Here is a 15,225-nt window from a genome sequence, read left to right as displayed (position 1 = left end):
CATGTACGTGTACGAGTACGGCTACTCCGCCGCCCGCTTCTTCTCCTCGGCGTCCTCGATCAGCGCCTCCGCCAGCTGCTGCATCGACAGCCGACGGTCCATCGACGTCTTCTGGATCCACCGGAACGCGGCCGGCTCCGAAAGCCCGTAGTCCGTCTGCAGAATGCTCTTCGCCCGGTCCACGAGCTTCCGCGTCTCCAGCCGCTGCGACAGGTCCGCGACCTCGCCCTCCAGCGCCTTCAGCTCCGCGAACCGCGACACCGCCATCTCGATGGCCGGCACCACGTCGCTCTTGCTGAACGGCTTCACGAGGTACGCCATCGCCCCGGCGTCCCGGGCCCGCTCCACCAGGTCGCGCTGCGAGAACGCGGTGAGCATCAGGACGGGCGCGATGGACTCCTCGGCGATCTTCTCGGCGGCGGAGATGCCGTCGAGGACCGGCATCTTCACATCGAGGATGACCAGGTCCGGCTTGTGCTCCCGGGCCAGCTCGACGGCCTGCTGCCCGTCCCCGGCCTCACCGACGACCGAGTACCCCTCTTCTTCGAGCATCTCTTTGAGGTCGAGGCGGATGAGGGCCTCGTCCTCGGCGATGACGACGCGGGTCGTCAGCGGCGGGACGTGCGACTTGTCGTCGTCGGCGGCGGGCTGGGGCGACTCGGGGGTGGTCACGGGGCTCCTTGATTCAGGGCAGGACTGCTGCCCCTGAGCCTACCTAGCTGCACCTGCATGTGGTGACCCGGTACACTGCGAATCGCACCCAGCCGGGTTGGCGGAATGGCAGACGCTGATTGCTCAAACCAATCTGCCCGAAAGGGCGTGCGGGTTCGACTCCCGCACCCGGCACAGCAAAGCGGATGTTCACCCTCTCGTGAACATCCGTTTTCTGTTGCCTGCGGCGATGCATGCTCGCTCATCGTGGCCCCACGACCGCTGGAAGGGGTCGCCGTCGCCCGACGGGGGCATCCGTCGCGTCATGGATGCACACGTCGGGCCGGAACCGACGCGCCCTACTTCGGGCTGTCGTCCTCTCCGATGTGATGCACGCGCACCAGGTTCGTCGAGCCCGCGACGCCCGGCGGCGAGCCCGCCGTGATGACGACCACGTCACCCTTCTGACAGCGGCCGATCTTGAGCAGTTCCTCGTCGACCTGCGCCACCATCGCGTCCGTCGAGTCCACGTGCGGCCCCAGGAACGTCTCCACGCCCCACGTGAGGTTCAGCTGGGAGCGGGTGGCCGGATCCGGGGTGAAGGCCAGGAGCGGGATGGGTGAGCGGTAGCGGGACAGGCGCTTGACCGTGTCACCGCTCTGGGTGAAGGCCACCAGGAACTTCGCGCCGAGGAAGTCACCCATCTCCGCTGCCGCGCGGGCGACAGCGCCGCCCTGGGTGCGGGGCTTGTTGCGCTCGGTGAGCGGGGGCAGGCCCTTGGCGAGGATGTCCTCCTCCGCCGCCTCCACGATGCGGGACATCGTGCGTACCGTCTCGATGGGGTACTTGCCCACGCTCGTCTCGCCGGAGAGCATCACCGCGTCCGTGCCGTCGATGACGGCGTTGGCGACGTCGGAGGCCTCGGCGCGGGTGGGCCGGGAGTTGTCGATCATCGAGTCGAGCATCTGGGTGGCGACGATGACCGGCTTGGCGTTGCGCTTGGCGAGTTTGACGGCGCGCTTCTGGACGATCGGGACCTGCTCCAGCGGCATCTCGACGCCGAGGTCGCCCCGGGCGACCATGATGCCGTCGAAGGCCGCGACGATGTCGTCGATGTTCTCGACGGCCTGGGGCTTCTCGACCTTGGCGATGACGGGGAGGCGGCGGCCCTCCTCGTCCATGATGCGGTGGACGTCCTCGATGTCGCGTCCGCTGCGGACGAAGGACAGGGCGATGACGTCGGCGCCGGTGCGCAGGGCCCAGCGGAGGTCTTCGATGTCCTTCTCGGAGAGGGCGGGGACCGAGACGGCGACGCCGGGGAGGTTCAGGCCCTTGTGGTCGGAGACCATGCCGCCTTCGATGACGGTGGTGTGGACGCGGGGGCCGTCGACCCGGGTGACCTCCAGGGTCACGCGGCCGTCGTCGACGAGGATGCGTTCCCCTGCGGTGACGTCGGCGTTGAGGCCGGTGTAGGTGGTTCCGCAGGTGTGGCGGTCGCCTTCCATCGGTTCGACGGTGATGGTGAAGTCGTCGCCGCGTTCAAGGAGTACGGGGCCTTCACGGAAGCGTCCGAGGCGGATCTTCGGGCCTTGAAGGTCGGCGAGGATGCCGACGCTGCGTCCGGCTTCGTCGGATGCCTTGCGTACACGGTGGTAGCGGTCTTCGTGTTCGGCGTAGGTGCCGTGGCTGAGGTTGAGGCGGGCGATGTCCATTCCCGCGTCGACCAGCGCTTTGATCTGGTCGTATGTGTCGGTGGCGGGTCCCAGTGTGCAAACGATTTTGGCTCGGCGCATAGGGCGAGCCTAAACCTTACCTACGGGTAGTTAATTGGTCGCACATGACGGGTCAACGGCCTTTGGGTGAAGGGTTTTTGACAAGTGTTGAATTGTGCGGCGGAGTGCTCGGATGAGCGTTCGGCGGCGGGCGCCAGGGGGTGGGGGGTGAGTGGTCCCGGCTGCGGGTTCGCGGTGGCAACCGGGTGGGGGTGCGGAGGTCACCGAATAGAAACCTGTCGGGGGTGTTGCCCGGGGCGGTGCGTGGGTGATTATCTACGCGCGTTGTCCACGCGTGCGTGGGGTCTACGCGCGTTGTGTACGGACAGAACTGTGCACGGAGAGAACAGAGATGTGGGAGACGAGATGCCGCTGAACCGAAGGACGTTCCTGGGCACATCGGCCGCGGCCGGTGCCGGCGTGGCGATCGCGGGCGGTACCGCGGTGCCGGCCGAGGCGCATGGCCGGGGGCACGGGCGTCCGCCGAAGCGGTACTCGTTCACCGTGATGGGGACGACGGACCTGCACGGGAACGTCTTCAACTGGGACTACTTCACCGACAAGGAGTTCGACGACAAGGCGCACAACGACGTCGGCCTGGCGAAGATCTCGACGCTGGTGGACCAGGTGCGCCGGGAGAAGGGCCGCCACAACACCCTGATGATCGATGCGGGTGACACGATCCAGGGCACGCAGTTGTCGTACTACTACGCGAAGATCGATCCGATCACCGCGAAGCGCGGGCCGGTTCACCCGATGGCGCAGGCGATGAACGCGATCGGCTATGACGCGGCGGCGCTGGGCAATCACGAGTTCAATTACGGCATTCCGGTGCTGCGGAAGTTCGAGGAGCAGTGTGATTTCCCGCTGCTGGGTGCGAACGCGCTGGATGCCAGGACGCTGCGGCCGGCGTTCGCCCCGTATGTGATCAAGAAGCTGCGTACGCCGCACGGCCGGGACGTCAAGGTGGCGATCCTGGGTCTGACCAACCCGGGCATCGCGATCTGGGACAAGGCGAACGTGGGCGGGAAGATGGTGTTCCCCGGCCTTGAGGAGCAGGCGGCAAAGTACGTTCCGCGGCTTCGTTCGATGGGTGCGGACGTGGTGATCGTGTCGGCGCATTCGGGGAACAGCGGGACGTCGTCGTACGGCGATCAGATTCCGTACGTCGAGAACGCGGCGGGTCTGGTGGCGGAGCAGGTGCCGGGGATCGACGCGATTCTGGTGGGTCACGCGCATCTGGAGATTCCCGAGTACTTCGTGGAGAACAAGCAGACCGGCAAGAAGGTCGTGCTGTCGGAGCCGTTGAAGTGGGGGCAGCGGCTGACGTTGTTCGACTTCGATCTGGTGTGGGAGAAGGGCCGCTGGGTGGTCGAGAAGGCCGGTTCGCAGGTGTTGAACTCGAACACGGTGGCCGAGGACCCGAAGATCACGAGGATGCTGGCGGACGAGCACAAGAAGGTGGTCGCCTACGTCAACCAGGTGATCGGTACGTCGACCGCCGCGATGACGACGGCCGAGGCGGCGTGGAAGGACGAGCCGATCATCGACCTGATCAACGTCGTCCAGGCGGAGACGGTGAAGGCGGCTCTGGCAGGTGGCGCGTACGCGGCGCTGCCGGTGCTGTCGCAGGCCTCGTGCTTCTCGCGTACGGCGCAGATTCCCGCGGGCGATGTGACGATCAAGGACGCCGCGGGTCTCTATCCGTTCGAGAACACGCTTGAGGCACGGCTGCTGACGGGCGCGCAGATCAAGGACTATCTGGAGTTCTCGGCGCGGTACTACGTACAGACGGCGGCGGGTGCGCCGGTGGACACGGCGAAGCTGACGAACGCGGACAACACTCCCGACTACAACTACGACGCGGTGTCCGGTCTGACGTACGACATCGACATCGCGAAGCCGAACGGTTCGCGGATCGTGGGTCTGTCGTTCGAGGGGAAGGCGATCGATCCCGCGGCGCAGTTCGTCCTGGCGGTGAACAACTACCGGGCGAGCGGTGGGGGCAACTTCCCGCACGTGCCGGCCGCCAAGCAGCTGTGGGCGAATTCGGAGGAGATCCGGAACACGATCATCGCGTGGGTGCAGGCGAAGGGTTCGGTGGACGGTGCCGAGTTCGCTTCGGTGGACTGGCGTCTGACGCGGGACGGTACGCCGGTGTTCTAGTACCGCGGCGGGCAGTGCTGGTGCGACAGGGCGAACGTCGCCTGCCACGGCATCAAGGGCTGTCCCGGCTGGTGTGCGCGGGCGGCCGCTCTGCTTCCTTCGTGGGAGGTGGGCGGCCGCCCTTCTGTGTGCGCCGGGGGTCAGTTGCCTTGGGCGAGAGGGATGAGAACGGGGTTCTGTGGGGGGATGCCGGTGTTCTGGGGGGCGAGGCCGAAGGTGGTGAAGGCGGTGCGTCGCGGGAGCGGGTAGGGGGTGGTGCCGGTGAGGTGGTTCAGGATCGTGGCGCTGCGCCAGGCGGCGAGGCCGAGGTCGGGGGCGCCGACTCCGTGGGTGTGGCGCTCGGCATTCTGTACGTAGATGCTGCCGGTGATGGCGGGGTCGAGGTCGAGGCGGTAGTGGTGGTCGATGCGGGGGCGCCCGGCGGTGTCGCGGCGCAGATGGGTGCCGAGACTGTCGAGCATCGGGTCGAGGGGGCGTTCGCGGTAGCCGGTGGCGAGGACGACGGCGTCGGTGGTGAGGCGGGTGCGGGTGCCTTGCTGGGCGTGTTCGAGGTGGAGCTCGACGCGGGTGGCGGCGACGCGGCCCGCCGTACGGACGGTGACGCCGGGGGTGAGGGTGGCGTCGGGCCATCCGCCGTGGAGGGTGCGGCGGTAGAGCTCGTCGTGGATGGCGGTGATGGTGTCGTGGTCGATGCCCTTGTGGAGTTGCCACTGGTGGGGCACGAGTTGGTCGCGCACGGCCTCGGGGAGGGCGTGGAAGTAGCGGGTGTAGTCGGGGGTGAAGTGTTCGAGGCCGAGTTTGGAGTACTCCATGGGTGCGAAGGCGGGGGTGCGGGCGAGCCAGTGGAGTTTCTCCCGGCCGGCAGGGCGGGCGCGGAGGAGGTCGAGGAAGATCTCGGCACCGGACTGCCCTGAGCCGATGACGGTGATGTGTTCGGCGTCGAGGAGCTTCCGGCGGTGCTCGAGGTAGTCGGCGGAGTGGATGACGGGGACGGTTCCCGCGTCGGCGAGGGGCTTGAGGGGCTCGGGGATGTGGGGTTCGGTACCGATCCCGAGGGCGATGTTGCGGGTGTGGGCGCGGCCGAGCGCTTCGGCTTCGCCGTGGGCGTCGAGCTGGGTGAAGTCGACTTCGAAGTAGGCGTTCTCGGGGTTCCAGCGGATGGCGTCGACCTGGTGGCCGAAGTGGAGGCCGGGGAGTTCCTGGCTGACCCAGCGGCAGTAGGCGTCGTATTCGGCGCGTTGGATGTGGAAGCGCTCGGCGAAGTAGAAGGGGAAGAGCCGGTCGCGGGTGCGCAGGTAGTTCAGGAGGGTCCAGGGGCTGGTGGGGTCGGCGAGGGTGACGAGGTCGGCGAGGAAGGGGACTTGGAGGCTGGCGCCGTCGATGAGGAGGCCGGGGTGCCAGTGGAAGGCGGGGCACTGGTCGTAGAAGGTGGCGGCGAGGGGGTTGGGGAGGCCGTGGGTGAGGGCGGCGAGGGAGAGGTTGAACGGGCCGATGCCGATGCCGACGAGGTCGTGGGGCTGATCGGTCTCGGGGGTGGGCCGGTCGGTCCGGGCTGTCATCGGTTCGGGCTGCTCTCTGTGAGTTCGGTGGTGAGGCGGGTGACGAGGCCGAGAAGTCTGTCGAGGTCGTCGGGGGTGGTGTGGGGGTTCAGGAGGGTGGCTTTGAGCCAGAGGTGGCCGTGGGCATGGGTGCGGCCGAGTACGGCGTGGCCTCGGGTGAGGAGGGTGCGGCGGATGGTGGCGACGGTGTGGTCGTCGGCGTCGCTGGGGCGGAAGAGGACGGTGGTGAGGGTGGGGCGGTCGTAGAGGTCGAGGGTGGGGTGCTTGGTGATGAGGTCGGCGAGGTGGTGGGCGGCGGTGCAGGTGCGGTCGATGAGGTCGGCGAGTCCGGTGCGGCCGAGCGCTTGGAGGGTGACGGCGATCTTGAGTACGTCGGGGCGGCGGGTGGTGCGCAGCGACCGGCCGAGGAGGTCGGGAAGTCCGGCTCGGGTGTCGTCGTCGGCGTTGAGGTAGGGGGCCTGGTGGTGGAGTGCGTCGAGGCGGTGGTGGTCGGGGACGGCGAGGATGCCGGCTGACGCGGGTTGCCAGCCGAGTTTGTGGAGGTCGAGGGTGACGCTGTGGGCGCGGTCGAGGCCGGCGACTTTGTGGCGGTGGGTGGGGCTGAGGAGGAGGGGTCCGCCGTAGGCGGCGTCGATGTGGAGTTCGGCGCCGTGGGCGTCGCAGAGGTCGGCGATGGCGGTCAGGGGGTCGATCTGGCCGGTGTCGGTGGTGCCCGCCGTGGCGGCGACGAGGAGGGGGCGGTGTCCCTGCTGGTCGGCGAGGGTGTGGTGGAGTGCGGTGAGGTCGATGGTGCCGTCGGGGGCGGGGACGGTGAGGGGTGTGGGGAGGCCGAGGAGCCAGGCGGCGCGGGTGATGCTGTGGTGCGCGTTGGTGCCGGTGACGGTCTGGAGGGTGGGGCCGTGGCGTTCTCGGGCGAGGAGGAGGGCGAGTTGGTTGGCTTCGGTGCCGCCGGTCGTGATGAGGGCGTCGGGGCGGGGGTGGTGGGGGTAGATCTCGGCGGCCAGCGCTGCGGTGGTGTCGGCTTCCAGGGCGGAGGCGGCGGGGGCCTGGTCCCAGGAGTCCATGGAGGGGTTGAGTGCGGAGGCCGCGAGGTCGGCGGCGGTGGCGAGGGCCAGGGGCGGGGTGTGGAGGTGCGCCGCGCAGAGGGGGTCCGCGGGGTCGGCGGCACCTTCGGTGAGGGCGCCGATGAGGGTGGCGAGGGCGTGATGGGGGCCCGTGCCGTGCTCGGGGATGAGGGGGTCGAGGGCGGTGCGCATGTGGGCGGTGACGGTGTCGGGCCCACCGGCGGGAAGGGGGCCGTCGCGGCGGCGGGCGCCTTCTTGGAGTGCGGTGAGGACGGTGTCGATGAGGGGGCGCAGGGCGGTGGCGCCGGTGGTGGAACCGGCGAGGGGCGGGGTGGGCATGGCTGGGTGGCCCTTCGGGTGCACACGGGTGGACATGCAGCTTGTCCGGGTTTCGGTGGGCGTTGCCGAGGAGCCTGGTGATCTGAACTCGAAAGGGGGATGGGTGGGCGCTTGGGGGCTTTGAGGAGGGGGCCGGGTGGTAGGGGTGCGCGGGGGTGTGGGTGTCTGTGTCGTTGGGGTTCGGGAGGCGGTGGGTGGGTGTCTGTGCCGTTGAGCTGGGTGGGTGCCTGTGCCGTTGAGGTGGCTGCGTATCCGGAGATGGGTGTGCTCGGCTATGGCTGTGCCCGGCTATGGCTGTGCCCGGCCCGCCCTCGGGATGAGGACGGGCCGGGCACAGGTGGTGCGGTTGCGCGTGGTGTGCGGGGGTGGGGTCAGTGCGCGTTGCGGACCGTGAGGGCGCGGCGCAGGTCGTCGATCTGGTCGGTGAGTTTGCGGCGCAGGGCGGGGATGAGTGCTTGGTCGTCGAGGGCCTGCTCGCCGAGGCGGAGGCTCTCTGCGTCGACGGCGAAGGCGGGGAAGGCGTAGCGCCCGGCGGCTTCGGCGATCGCGGGGCCGCGGCGGACGGCCAGTGCGGTGGCGTCCGGGTAGTAGCGGGGCACGTACGAGGTGACGAGGTCGGCCTGTTCGGGCTGCCAGAAGCCTTGGGCGGTGGCGGTGAACAGGTAGTTGGAGAGGGTGTCCTCGGTGAACATGGCGTGCCAGGCTGCGGCCTTGGCCTCGGGGGTGGGCAGGGCGGCGCGGCAGCGGGCGGCGCCTTCCTGGCCGGTGGCACTGGGGTCGGCTTCGAGCGCGGCGGCGATGGCCTGTTCGTCGGTGGCGCCGAGGACGGCGAGTCGGGTGAGGATGCGCCAGCGGAGCTCGGGGTCGAGCTCGGGGCCGCCGGGGACGGTGCCTTCGGTGAGCCAGCCGTGGATGGTGTCGGGCTGGGTGGCGGCGTCGATGAAGTGGCGTACGGCGGTGAGGCGGAGGCCGGGCCGGGTGCCGTCCTCGGTGCGGCGGATGAGGTCGCGGGTGAGGGCGGTGAGGGTGGCGAGGGCGGCGGGCCGGTCCTGGGGGGTGATGTAGCGGGCGGCGACCTGGGTGTCGGCGAAGGCGAGAACGCCTTGCAGGAGGGCGAGGTCGGTTTCGTGCGGGAGGTGGGTGCGGGCGGCTTCGAGGTAGGTGGCGGGGGCGAGTTCGCCGTCGCGGACCATGTCGCGGGCGGCGTTCCACACGACGGCGCGGGTGAGGGCGTCGGGGATGCCGGAGAGGCCGGCCTGGAGGGTGGTCCAGGAGTCCGGGTCGAGGCGGATCTTGGCGTAGGTGAGGTCGTTGTCGTTGAGGACGACGAGGGCGGGCCGGCGGCCGGGGCGGGTGGTGGCGCCGTCGCCGTCCTGCGGGGTGGCGTCGCCGTCCTGGGGGATGCCGATGTCGAAGCGGTCGCGCAGGACGAGGCGGTCGGGGCCGGACTGGGTGTCGATGGCGTGGTCGTAGGTGCCGACGGTGATGCGGTGGGGGCGGGTGCCGCGGTGGTCGACGGTGAGGGACCAGGTGGTGTCGCTCTCGGCGATGCGGGGCGTGAGGGTGTCGACTCCGGTGGTGCGCAGCCACTGGTCGGCCCAGGCGTGGACGTCGCGGTCGGTGGCGGAGGCGAGGTTGTCGATGAAGTCGGCGAGGGTGGCGTTGCCGAACTTGTGGCGGGCGAAGTGGGTGTTGATGCCGGCCAGGAAGTCCTTCTCGCCGAGCCAGGCGACGAGCTGGCGCAGGGCGGACGCGCCCTTGGCGTACGAGATGCCGTCGAAGTTGAGCATCGCGGAGGCGGTGTCGGGGACGGCGGCGGGGTCGGGGGCGACCGGGTGGGTGGAGGGGCGCTGGTCGGCGTCGTATCCCCAGCCCTTGCGCGCGACACCGAAGTCGACCCAGGTGTCGGTGAAACGGGTGGCTTCGGCGAGGGTCTGGTAACCCATGTACTCGGCGAAGGACTCGTTCAGCCAGATGTCGTCCCACCAGGCGAGGGTGACGAGGTCGCCGAACCACATGTGGGCCATTTCGTGGGCGATGACCATGCCGCGGGTCTGGCGTTCGGTGTCGGTGACGGCGGAGCGGTAGACGAACTCGTCGCGGAAGGTGACGAGGCCGGGGTTCTCCATGGCGCCCGCGTTGAATTCGGGGACGAAGGCCTGGTCGTAGGAGTCGAACGGGTAGGGCTCGTCGAACTTCTCCTGGAACCGGTCGAAGCAGGCGCGGGTGATGTCGAGGATCTCGTCGGCGTCGGCGTCGAGGTGGGGGGCCAGGGAGCGGCGGCAGTGGATCCCGAAGGGCAGTCCGGCGTGCTCGGTGTTCACGGAGTGCCAGGGGCCTGCGGCGATGGCGACGAGATAGGTGGAGACGAGGGGGGTGGGGGCCAGGGTCCAGTGTCCGTCGCCGGTGTGACGGGCGATGCCGTTGCCGAGGACCGTCCAGCCTTCGGGGGCGGTGACGGTGAGGGCGAAGACGGACTTGAGGTCGGGCTGGTCGAACGCGGCGAAGACGCGCTGGACGTCTTCCATGAAGAGCTGGGTGTAGACGTAGGTCTCGCCGTCGGTGGGGTCGGTGAAGCGGTGCATGCCTTCGCCGGTGCGGGAGTAGCGCATGGCGGCGTCGACACGCAGTTCGTGGGGGCCGGCGGTGAGGGCGGTGAGGGGGAAGCGGTTCTCGTCGAGGTCCGCGGGGTCCAGGGGGTGCCCGTCGAGGCTGATGGAGCGCAAGGTGGCGGGCTTGAGCTCGACGAAGGTGTCACCGGCGGCGAGGGCGGTGAACTGGATGACGGTACGGGAGTCGAAGGTCTCCTCCCCCGCGGTCAGATCGAGGTCGATCGTGTACCGCTGTACGTCGAGGAACTGGGCTCGGGCCTGCGCTTCATCGCGCATCAGTACGGACATGGGAGCCATGCTGCCGTATGCCGTGGGCGGTGTGCAGGGGGGTTCTCGCAGGGCTGACGAGGCCCGGAGCGGTCCTTTGAGGGCTAAGATTCTTGATGACGTGTACGTGGGTGGAGGGGTGCGGGATGGCGAAGGACCAGGACGCGGTGGCGTCGATCGTCGCGGACTGGCGGCGGGAGCGGCCCGAGCTGGATACGGCTCCGCTGGAGGTGTTCGGCAGGCTGCACCGGGCGTTCCTGCGCTACAGCGCGGCGATCTCGCGGCCGGTGGAGCGCAAGGGCCTGTCGATGGCCGGTTTCGATGTGCTGACGGCGCTGCGGCGGGCGGGGGCGCCGTTCCGGCGTACGGCGGGTGAGCTGGCCGATTCCGGGCTGATCAGTTCGGCGGGGGTGACGTTGCGGATAGACCGTCTGGAGAAGGACGGGCTGATCCGGCGGGAGCGGGATCCACAGGATCGCCGGGTGGTGCATTCGCGGCTGACGGACGAGGGTCTGTCGGTGATCGACGAGCTGTTCTCGGAGCATCTGGACAATGAGCGGCGGATGCTGGCTGGGCTGACGCCCGCCGAGTGCGCGCAGTTGGCGGGGCTGCTGGAGAAGCTGGAGCGGTCGGTGCTGGCGGCGGAGTCGGGCGAGTAGGGCGGTTTCCCGGTACGGGGCGCTCCGCGGGGCACCGGGACCCCGGTGCGGGGTGTCCTCAATCGCCGGACGGGCTTGATTGTGCCGGTGGCCGAGCGGATCCACGGGGCCGGCTGTCGTGCCGTTGTCCGGGCGATTGAGGACCGAGGGGTCAGCCTGCCGCCTGGGTTTCCGCTTCTGTGCGGTACATGCGGCGGACGCGGACCACGCCGAGGTCGTGCTGGTAGAGGTTCTCCGCCTGGTCGGCGTCGGCGCGCAGGTCCTCCAGCATGATGCGGTCCTGTTCGAGGACGTCCCAGTGGCGGTCCTCCAGAAGCGTCTTGTAGAGGAAGCGCCAGGTGTCGCGCTGCCAGTCGGTGACCTTGCGGTAGCGCCAGAAGAAGACGGCGCAGCGGTTCTCGTCGATGGGGGTGGCCATGCCGACGATGCCGAAGGGTCCGCCCGGGCCGGCGGTCGGCGGATAGGGGATGGTGAGGTCGACCCAGTCGACGCCGGTGCAGCAGAGCTCGACCCAGTCGAAGTTGATGCCGCTCTGGTCGGTCTTCTCGAAGAAGAAACCGCGTTCGGTCTCGCGGATGCGGAAGCGCGCGGTGGTCTGGCCCTCGGCCATGCTGTGCGAGTCGCGGTGGAGGAACGAGCCGTGCATGGGGTCGAGGAGGTTCTCGACGGCGTAGCGCCAGTTGACGTTCCACTCGGCGTAACAGAGGAACGCGGAGGTGCCGGGGTCCGTGAGGTGTTCGGGGAGGACGAGCGGGGTGGGTTCGGGGTGCTCGTTGTCGCCGAAGTAGGCGAGGATGCCGCCTGCGGTCTCGATGACGTGGGGGGCGGCGACGAGTTGCTTGCCTTCGAGGTTGCAGCCGGGCAGGCCGGGTACGGCGGCGACGGTGCCGGTGCCGTCGACCTGGACGCCGTGGTACCAGCAGGCGATGCGGTCGCCGAGGTGTTTGCCGAGGGAGAGGCGGGCGCCGCGGTGGGGGCAGCGGTCCTCCAGCATGTGGAGGGTGCCGTCGGCGCGGCGGAAGAGGAGCCATTCCTCGCCGAGGAGGGTGAGGCGCTTCATGCCTCCCGCGGGGACGAAGTCGGACGGGCAGACGGCGTACCACTGGTTGCGGATGCCGGTGGCGTAGAGCCGGTCGGCGGTGCGGTTGCCGGGGCGGGCGACTTCGGAGGGGCGGGTGGGGGTACCCGGGTGCACGGTGGTGGTGTCGGTGGTCATGGTCGTCTCACGCTCCCAGGCGTCGCATCTCGTTGCGGAAGGTGTCCTCGGTCCACGGGCTGCCGTCGGGGGCCGGCAGGTCGCGGGCGTTGAGTCCGGCGACGAGGCCGGGCAGGTCGTGGGCTCCGCTGCCGAAGACCTCCTCGATCACTGCGGCGAGCTTCTTCTCGTACGGGGTGGGCTCGGCGCTGCGTGCCTGGTGGGGCTCGAGGTACTGCGGGGTGGTCGGGCCGGACATGTCGGCTCCCTTCGGGGGCGTGTCAGAGGTCGAGTACGAGGCGGGGGGTGCGGGCGCGGGAGACGCAGAGCATCATCGAGCCGCCGGTTTCGCGTTCGGTCTCGGTGAGCAGGAAGTCGCGGTGGTCGGGGGTGCCTTCGAGGACCTTGGTCTCGCAGGTGCCGCAGATGCCGTCGCGGCAGGAGGAGGCGACGGGGATGCCGGCACTCTCCAGTGCGTCGAGCACGGAGGTGTCGGGGCCGACCTCGACAGTGCGTCCGCTGCGGGAGCAGACGACGTCGAACGCGCTGTCCGCGCCGTCGCGGGGTGCGGTGGCGGGGGCGGCGAAGCGCTCCGTACGGGCGTCGGGATGGCGTTCCTCGACGGCGGCGAGGAGGGGTTCGGGGCCGCAGCAGTAGACCTGGGTGCCCGGGGCGAGGTCGCCGAGGAGGGTGTCGAGGTCGATGTGGCCGTGTTCGTCCTGGGGGACGAAGTCGATGGAGCCGCCCGGGAGTTCGGCGAGGGCGGAGAGTTCCGCGCCGAACGCCATGGAGGTACGGGTGCGGCCGCCGTGGACGAGGCGCCAAGGGGTGTTGGTGCGGGCGGCTTCGCGGGCCATGGCGAGGACCGGGGTGATGCCGATGCCGCCGGCGATGAAGAGGTAGCCGGTGGCGTCGCCCGCCGGGTCGAGTGCGAAGTGGTTGCGGGGGCCCTGGACGTGGAGGATCTGACCGGGGCGGAGCTGGGTGTGGAGGTGGGCGGAGCCGCCGCGGGAGGCGGGCTCGCGCAGGACGCCGATGCGCCAGTGGGTGGTGTCGGCGGGGTCGGAGCACAGGGAGTACTGGCGGATGTGTCCGCCGGTGTGTACGTCGATGTGGGCGCCGGGCTGCCAGGCGGGGAGGGGTTCCCCGTCGGGGTGGGTGAGTTCGATGCTCAGGACGCCGTCGGCCTCCCAGGTCATGCGGTGGACGAGCAGGTCGAGCCGGGGTTCCTCGGCGGTGGTCATGACGGGTTGCCTCCCTGTCCAGGGGTATCGGTAGCGGCGGCGGGGAGCTTGACCGGCGGGGTGAACGGGGTGTTCATCGGGCCGAGTGCGGTGAGGTCGATCTCGACGAGGGTGGGGCCCGGGGAGGCGACGGCTTCCTTGATGACGGGTCCGGCATCCGCTTCGGCGGCGATCCGTGCGTACGGGAGGCCGGCGGCCGCGGCGAGGAGGGCGAAGTCGGGGGTGGTGAGGTCGACTCCGGAGCGGCGGGGGAAGTGGTTGTCCTGCATGTTGCGCAGGACGCCGTAGCCGCCGTCGTTGAAGACGAGGAGGGTGAGGTCGGGCTTCTCCTGGGCGAGGGTCAGGAGTTCGCCGAGGTGGACGGCGAGGCCTCCGTCGCCGGCGATGACGACGGTGGGCGTGTCGGGGCGGCCGAGTGCGGCACCGATACCCATGGCGAGGCCCTGTCCGATGCCGCCGCCGCGCGGGAAGACGTTGGTGGCCGGGTCGGTGATCTCCAGGAGGCGGTTTCCCCAGGTGGAGGAGGGGATGGTGACGTCGCGGGCGATGACGGATCCGGGCGGGCAGGCGTCGCGGATGGCGTCGTTGATCGCGGCCTGGGGTCCGATGGCGTGGCGTTGCGCGGTCCGGGCGTCGGTGCGGGCCTTGCGTACGCGGGCCGGCCAGGCCGTTTCCGTGGCGCCGCTGGTGACGCGTCCCAGGAGTGCGGCGAGTACGGCGGTGGCGTCGCCGGTCAGGGCGACAGTGGCGGGGTAGACACGGCCGGGGGCTGCCGGGTCCAGGTCCAGCTGGATGTGGACGGGCGGGAGGCCGAGGCTGTAGTCGGCGGTTTCGTTGGAGCGGAAGTGCGTGCCGATGGAGAGCAGGACGTCGGCCTCGGCGAGCAGGGCGCGGCCGGCGGGTGCGGTGGCGTAGTTGCCGAGGACGCGGTCGTCGGACTCGGGGACGGAGCCGCGGCCGGAGTTGGAGGTGACGAGTCCGGCGTTCAGGGCTTCGAGGAGTGCGGCGAGTTCGGGGCGGGCGGTGCCCGCCCCGCCGCCGGCCCAGACGAGGGGGCGGCGGGCCGCGGAGAGCAGGGCGGCCGCTTCGTCGAGGAGTGCCGGGTCGGGCAGGGCGGGGGTGGCCGGTTTCGGCACGGGGGTGCCGGCCAGTCGCTGGGGGGCGAACTGCAGGTCGATGGGCCATTCGACGCTGACGGGACCGTGCGGGGCGGTGAGTGCGCGGGCCGCCGCGTCGCGGAGGATGTCGCCGGCGCTCTCGGCGTCGGTGACGGTGACGGCGTGGGTGGAGACCGCGCGGAGCATGCCGAGCTGGTCCTTGGTCTCGTGGATGAAGCCGCGTCCGGAGCCGAGGTACTCGCTGTCGATCTGTCCGGTGATGTGGAGGACGGGGGTGCCGGAGCTCAGGGACTCGATGAGGGAGCCGGCCGCGTTGCCGGCTCCCGTACCGGTGCTGGTGAGGGCGCAGCCGAGGTTGCCGGTGGCGCGGGCGTAGCCGTCGGCGGCGTTGACGGCTGCGGCTTCGTGGCGGACGGGGACGAAGCGGAGGTCCCGGTCGACGGCTTCGACGAGCGGCAGGTTGTGCACGCTGACGATGCCGAACACCGTGTCGACGCCGAGTGCGCGCAGCGTCTCGACGAGCAGGTCGCCGCCGTTGGGTCGGGTCATGTCGGGTGCTCCTGAGGGGTGGTGGGGTGT

Annotated in this window: 11 protein-coding genes and 1 tRNA gene; 3 read left to right on the top strand and 9 right to left on the bottom strand. The window is 70.1% G+C overall.

Annotated elements, in window-relative coordinates; all coding sequences use genetic code 11:
- Positions 1-21: 21 nt before the first annotated feature.
- On the bottom strand, positions 22-672 hold the full coding sequence (locus tag ACIQMX_RS22255; RefSeq protein WP_326735623.1) for a response regulator: 651 nt from the start codon (positions 670-672) through the stop codon (positions 22-24).
- 91 nt (positions 673-763) lie between these two features.
- On the opposite strand from ACIQMX_RS22255, the gene ACIQMX_RS22250 reads away from it, so the two are divergent.
- Positions 764-846, top strand: a tRNA-Leu gene (locus ACIQMX_RS22250).
- Positions 847-1,010: 164 nt separating this feature from the next.
- On the opposite strand, the gene pyk is transcribed toward ACIQMX_RS22250, so the two are convergent.
- Positions 1,011-2,444 carry a pyruvate kinase gene (pyk, locus tag ACIQMX_RS22245; protein WP_363078093.1) on the bottom strand — a complete coding sequence of 478 codons (1,434 nt, stop codon included), beginning with the start codon at positions 2,442-2,444 and terminating at the stop codon, positions 1,011-1,013.
- A gap of 345 nt (positions 2,445-2,789) precedes the next feature.
- On the opposite strand from pyk, the gene ACIQMX_RS22240 reads away from it, so the two are divergent.
- The gene (locus ACIQMX_RS22240) at positions 2,790-4,589 is read left to right on the top strand and encodes a bifunctional metallophosphatase/5'-nucleotidase (RefSeq protein ID WP_402480462.1); all 1,800 of its coding nucleotides are present in this window, start codon (positions 2,790-2,792) and stop codon (positions 4,587-4,589) included.
- Positions 4,590-4,729: 140 nt separating this feature from the next.
- Here ACIQMX_RS22240 and ACIQMX_RS22235 read toward each other — a convergent pair whose 3' ends face one another.
- The 3 genes from ACIQMX_RS22235 to pepN all read right to left on the bottom strand — a co-directional run bounded on the left by ACIQMX_RS22235 (position 4,730) and on the right by pepN (position 10,451).
- Entirely contained in the window at positions 4,730-6,148 is a 1,419-nt protein-coding gene (locus ACIQMX_RS22235) for a lysine N(6)-hydroxylase/L-ornithine N(5)-oxygenase family protein (RefSeq protein ID WP_402480459.1), read from the bottom strand.
- On the bottom strand, positions 6,145-7,551 hold the full coding sequence (locus tag ACIQMX_RS22230) for a pyridoxal phosphate-dependent decarboxylase family protein (protein ID WP_402480456.1): 1,407 nt from the start codon (positions 7,549-7,551) through the stop codon (positions 6,145-6,147). The genes ACIQMX_RS22235 and ACIQMX_RS22230 overlap by 4 nt, the downstream gene beginning before the upstream one ends.
- A gap of 371 nt (positions 7,552-7,922) precedes the next feature.
- Entirely contained in the window at positions 7,923-10,451 is a 2,529-nt protein-coding gene (gene pepN / locus ACIQMX_RS22225; protein WP_363070574.1) for an aminopeptidase N, read from the bottom strand.
- Between the two features lie 125 nt (positions 10,452-10,576).
- On the opposite strand from pepN, the gene ACIQMX_RS22220 reads away from it, so the two are divergent.
- The gene (locus ACIQMX_RS22220) at positions 10,577-11,089 is read left to right on the top strand and encodes a MarR family transcriptional regulator (RefSeq protein WP_363070572.1); all 513 of its coding nucleotides are present in this window, start codon (positions 10,577-10,579) and stop codon (positions 11,087-11,089) included.
- Positions 11,090-11,240: 151 nt separating this feature from the next.
- Here ACIQMX_RS22220 and ACIQMX_RS22215 read toward each other — a convergent pair whose 3' ends face one another.
- Genes ACIQMX_RS22215 through ACIQMX_RS22200 form a run of 4 tightly spaced genes read right to left on the bottom strand, consistent with a single transcriptional unit; the run spans position 11,241 to position 15,195 of the window.
- Positions 11,241-12,305: a Rieske 2Fe-2S domain-containing protein gene (locus tag ACIQMX_RS22215; RefSeq protein ID WP_402480452.1), complete on the bottom strand. Its 1,065-nt coding sequence runs from the start codon at positions 12,303-12,305 to the stop codon at positions 11,241-11,243.
- 7 nt (positions 12,306-12,312) lie between these two features.
- Positions 12,313-12,543 carry a recombinase-like helix-turn-helix domain-containing protein gene (locus ACIQMX_RS22210; RefSeq protein WP_363070568.1) on the bottom strand — a complete coding sequence of 77 codons (231 nt, stop codon included), beginning with the start codon at positions 12,541-12,543 and terminating at the stop codon, positions 12,313-12,315.
- A 22-nt stretch (positions 12,544-12,565) separates the two neighbouring features.
- A complete protein-coding gene (locus ACIQMX_RS22205; RefSeq protein WP_402480449.1) occupies positions 12,566-13,528 on the bottom strand; it encodes a PDR/VanB family oxidoreductase in 963 nt (320 codons plus the stop codon).
- Positions 13,525-15,195 carry a thiamine pyrophosphate-binding protein gene (locus ACIQMX_RS22200; RefSeq protein ID WP_402480446.1) on the bottom strand — a complete coding sequence of 557 codons (1,671 nt, stop codon included), beginning with the start codon at positions 15,193-15,195 and terminating at the stop codon, positions 13,525-13,527. Before ACIQMX_RS22200 ends, ACIQMX_RS22205 begins: the two co-directional genes overlap by 4 nt.
- Positions 15,196-15,225: the final 30 nt, after the last annotated feature.

Origin of the sequence: Streptomyces sp. NPDC091416 (assembly GCF_044756845.1) — a bacterium.
In the GTDB taxonomy this organism is placed as follows: Bacteria; Actinomycetota; Actinomycetes; order Streptomycetales; family Streptomycetaceae; genus Streptomyces.
Note: the sequence above shows the minus strand (reverse complement) of the source record. Positions and strands in the feature narration are given on the sequence as shown.

Excerpts from the sequence above, each read along its gene's own strand:
- ACIQMX_RS22210 (WP_363070568.1), bottom strand. The coding sequence starts at position 12,543 with ATGTCCGGCCCGACCACCCCGCAGTACCTCGAGCCCCACCAGGCACGC.
- ACIQMX_RS22215 (WP_402480452.1), bottom strand. The coding sequence starts at position 12,305 with ATGACCACCGACACCACCACCGTGCACCCGGGTACCCCCACCCGCCCC.
- ACIQMX_RS22200 (WP_402480446.1), bottom strand. The coding sequence starts at position 15,195 with ATGACCCGACCCAACGGCGGCGACCTGCTCGTCGAGACGCTGCGCGCA.
- ACIQMX_RS22235 (WP_402480459.1), bottom strand. The coding sequence starts at position 6,148 with ATGACAGCCCGGACCGACCGGCCCACCCCCGAGACCGATCAGCCCCAC.
- ACIQMX_RS22205 (WP_402480449.1), bottom strand. The coding sequence starts at position 13,528 with ATGACCACCGCCGAGGAACCCCGGCTCGACCTGCTCGTCCACCGCATG.
- ACIQMX_RS22220 (WP_363070572.1), top strand. The coding sequence starts at position 10,577 with ATGGCGAAGGACCAGGACGCGGTGGCGTCGATCGTCGCGGACTGGCGG.
- ACIQMX_RS22240 (WP_402480462.1), top strand. The coding sequence starts at position 2,790 with ATGCCGCTGAACCGAAGGACGTTCCTGGGCACATCGGCCGCGGCCGGT.
- pepN (WP_363070574.1), bottom strand. The coding sequence starts at position 10,451 with ATGTCCGTACTGATGCGCGATGAAGCGCAGGCCCGAGCCCAGTTCCTC.
- pyk (WP_363078093.1), bottom strand. The coding sequence starts at position 2,444 with ATGCGCCGAGCCAAAATCGTTTGCACACTGGGACCCGCCACCGACACA.
- ACIQMX_RS22230 (WP_402480456.1), bottom strand. The coding sequence starts at position 7,551 with ATGCCCACCCCGCCCCTCGCCGGTTCCACCACCGGCGCCACCGCCCTG.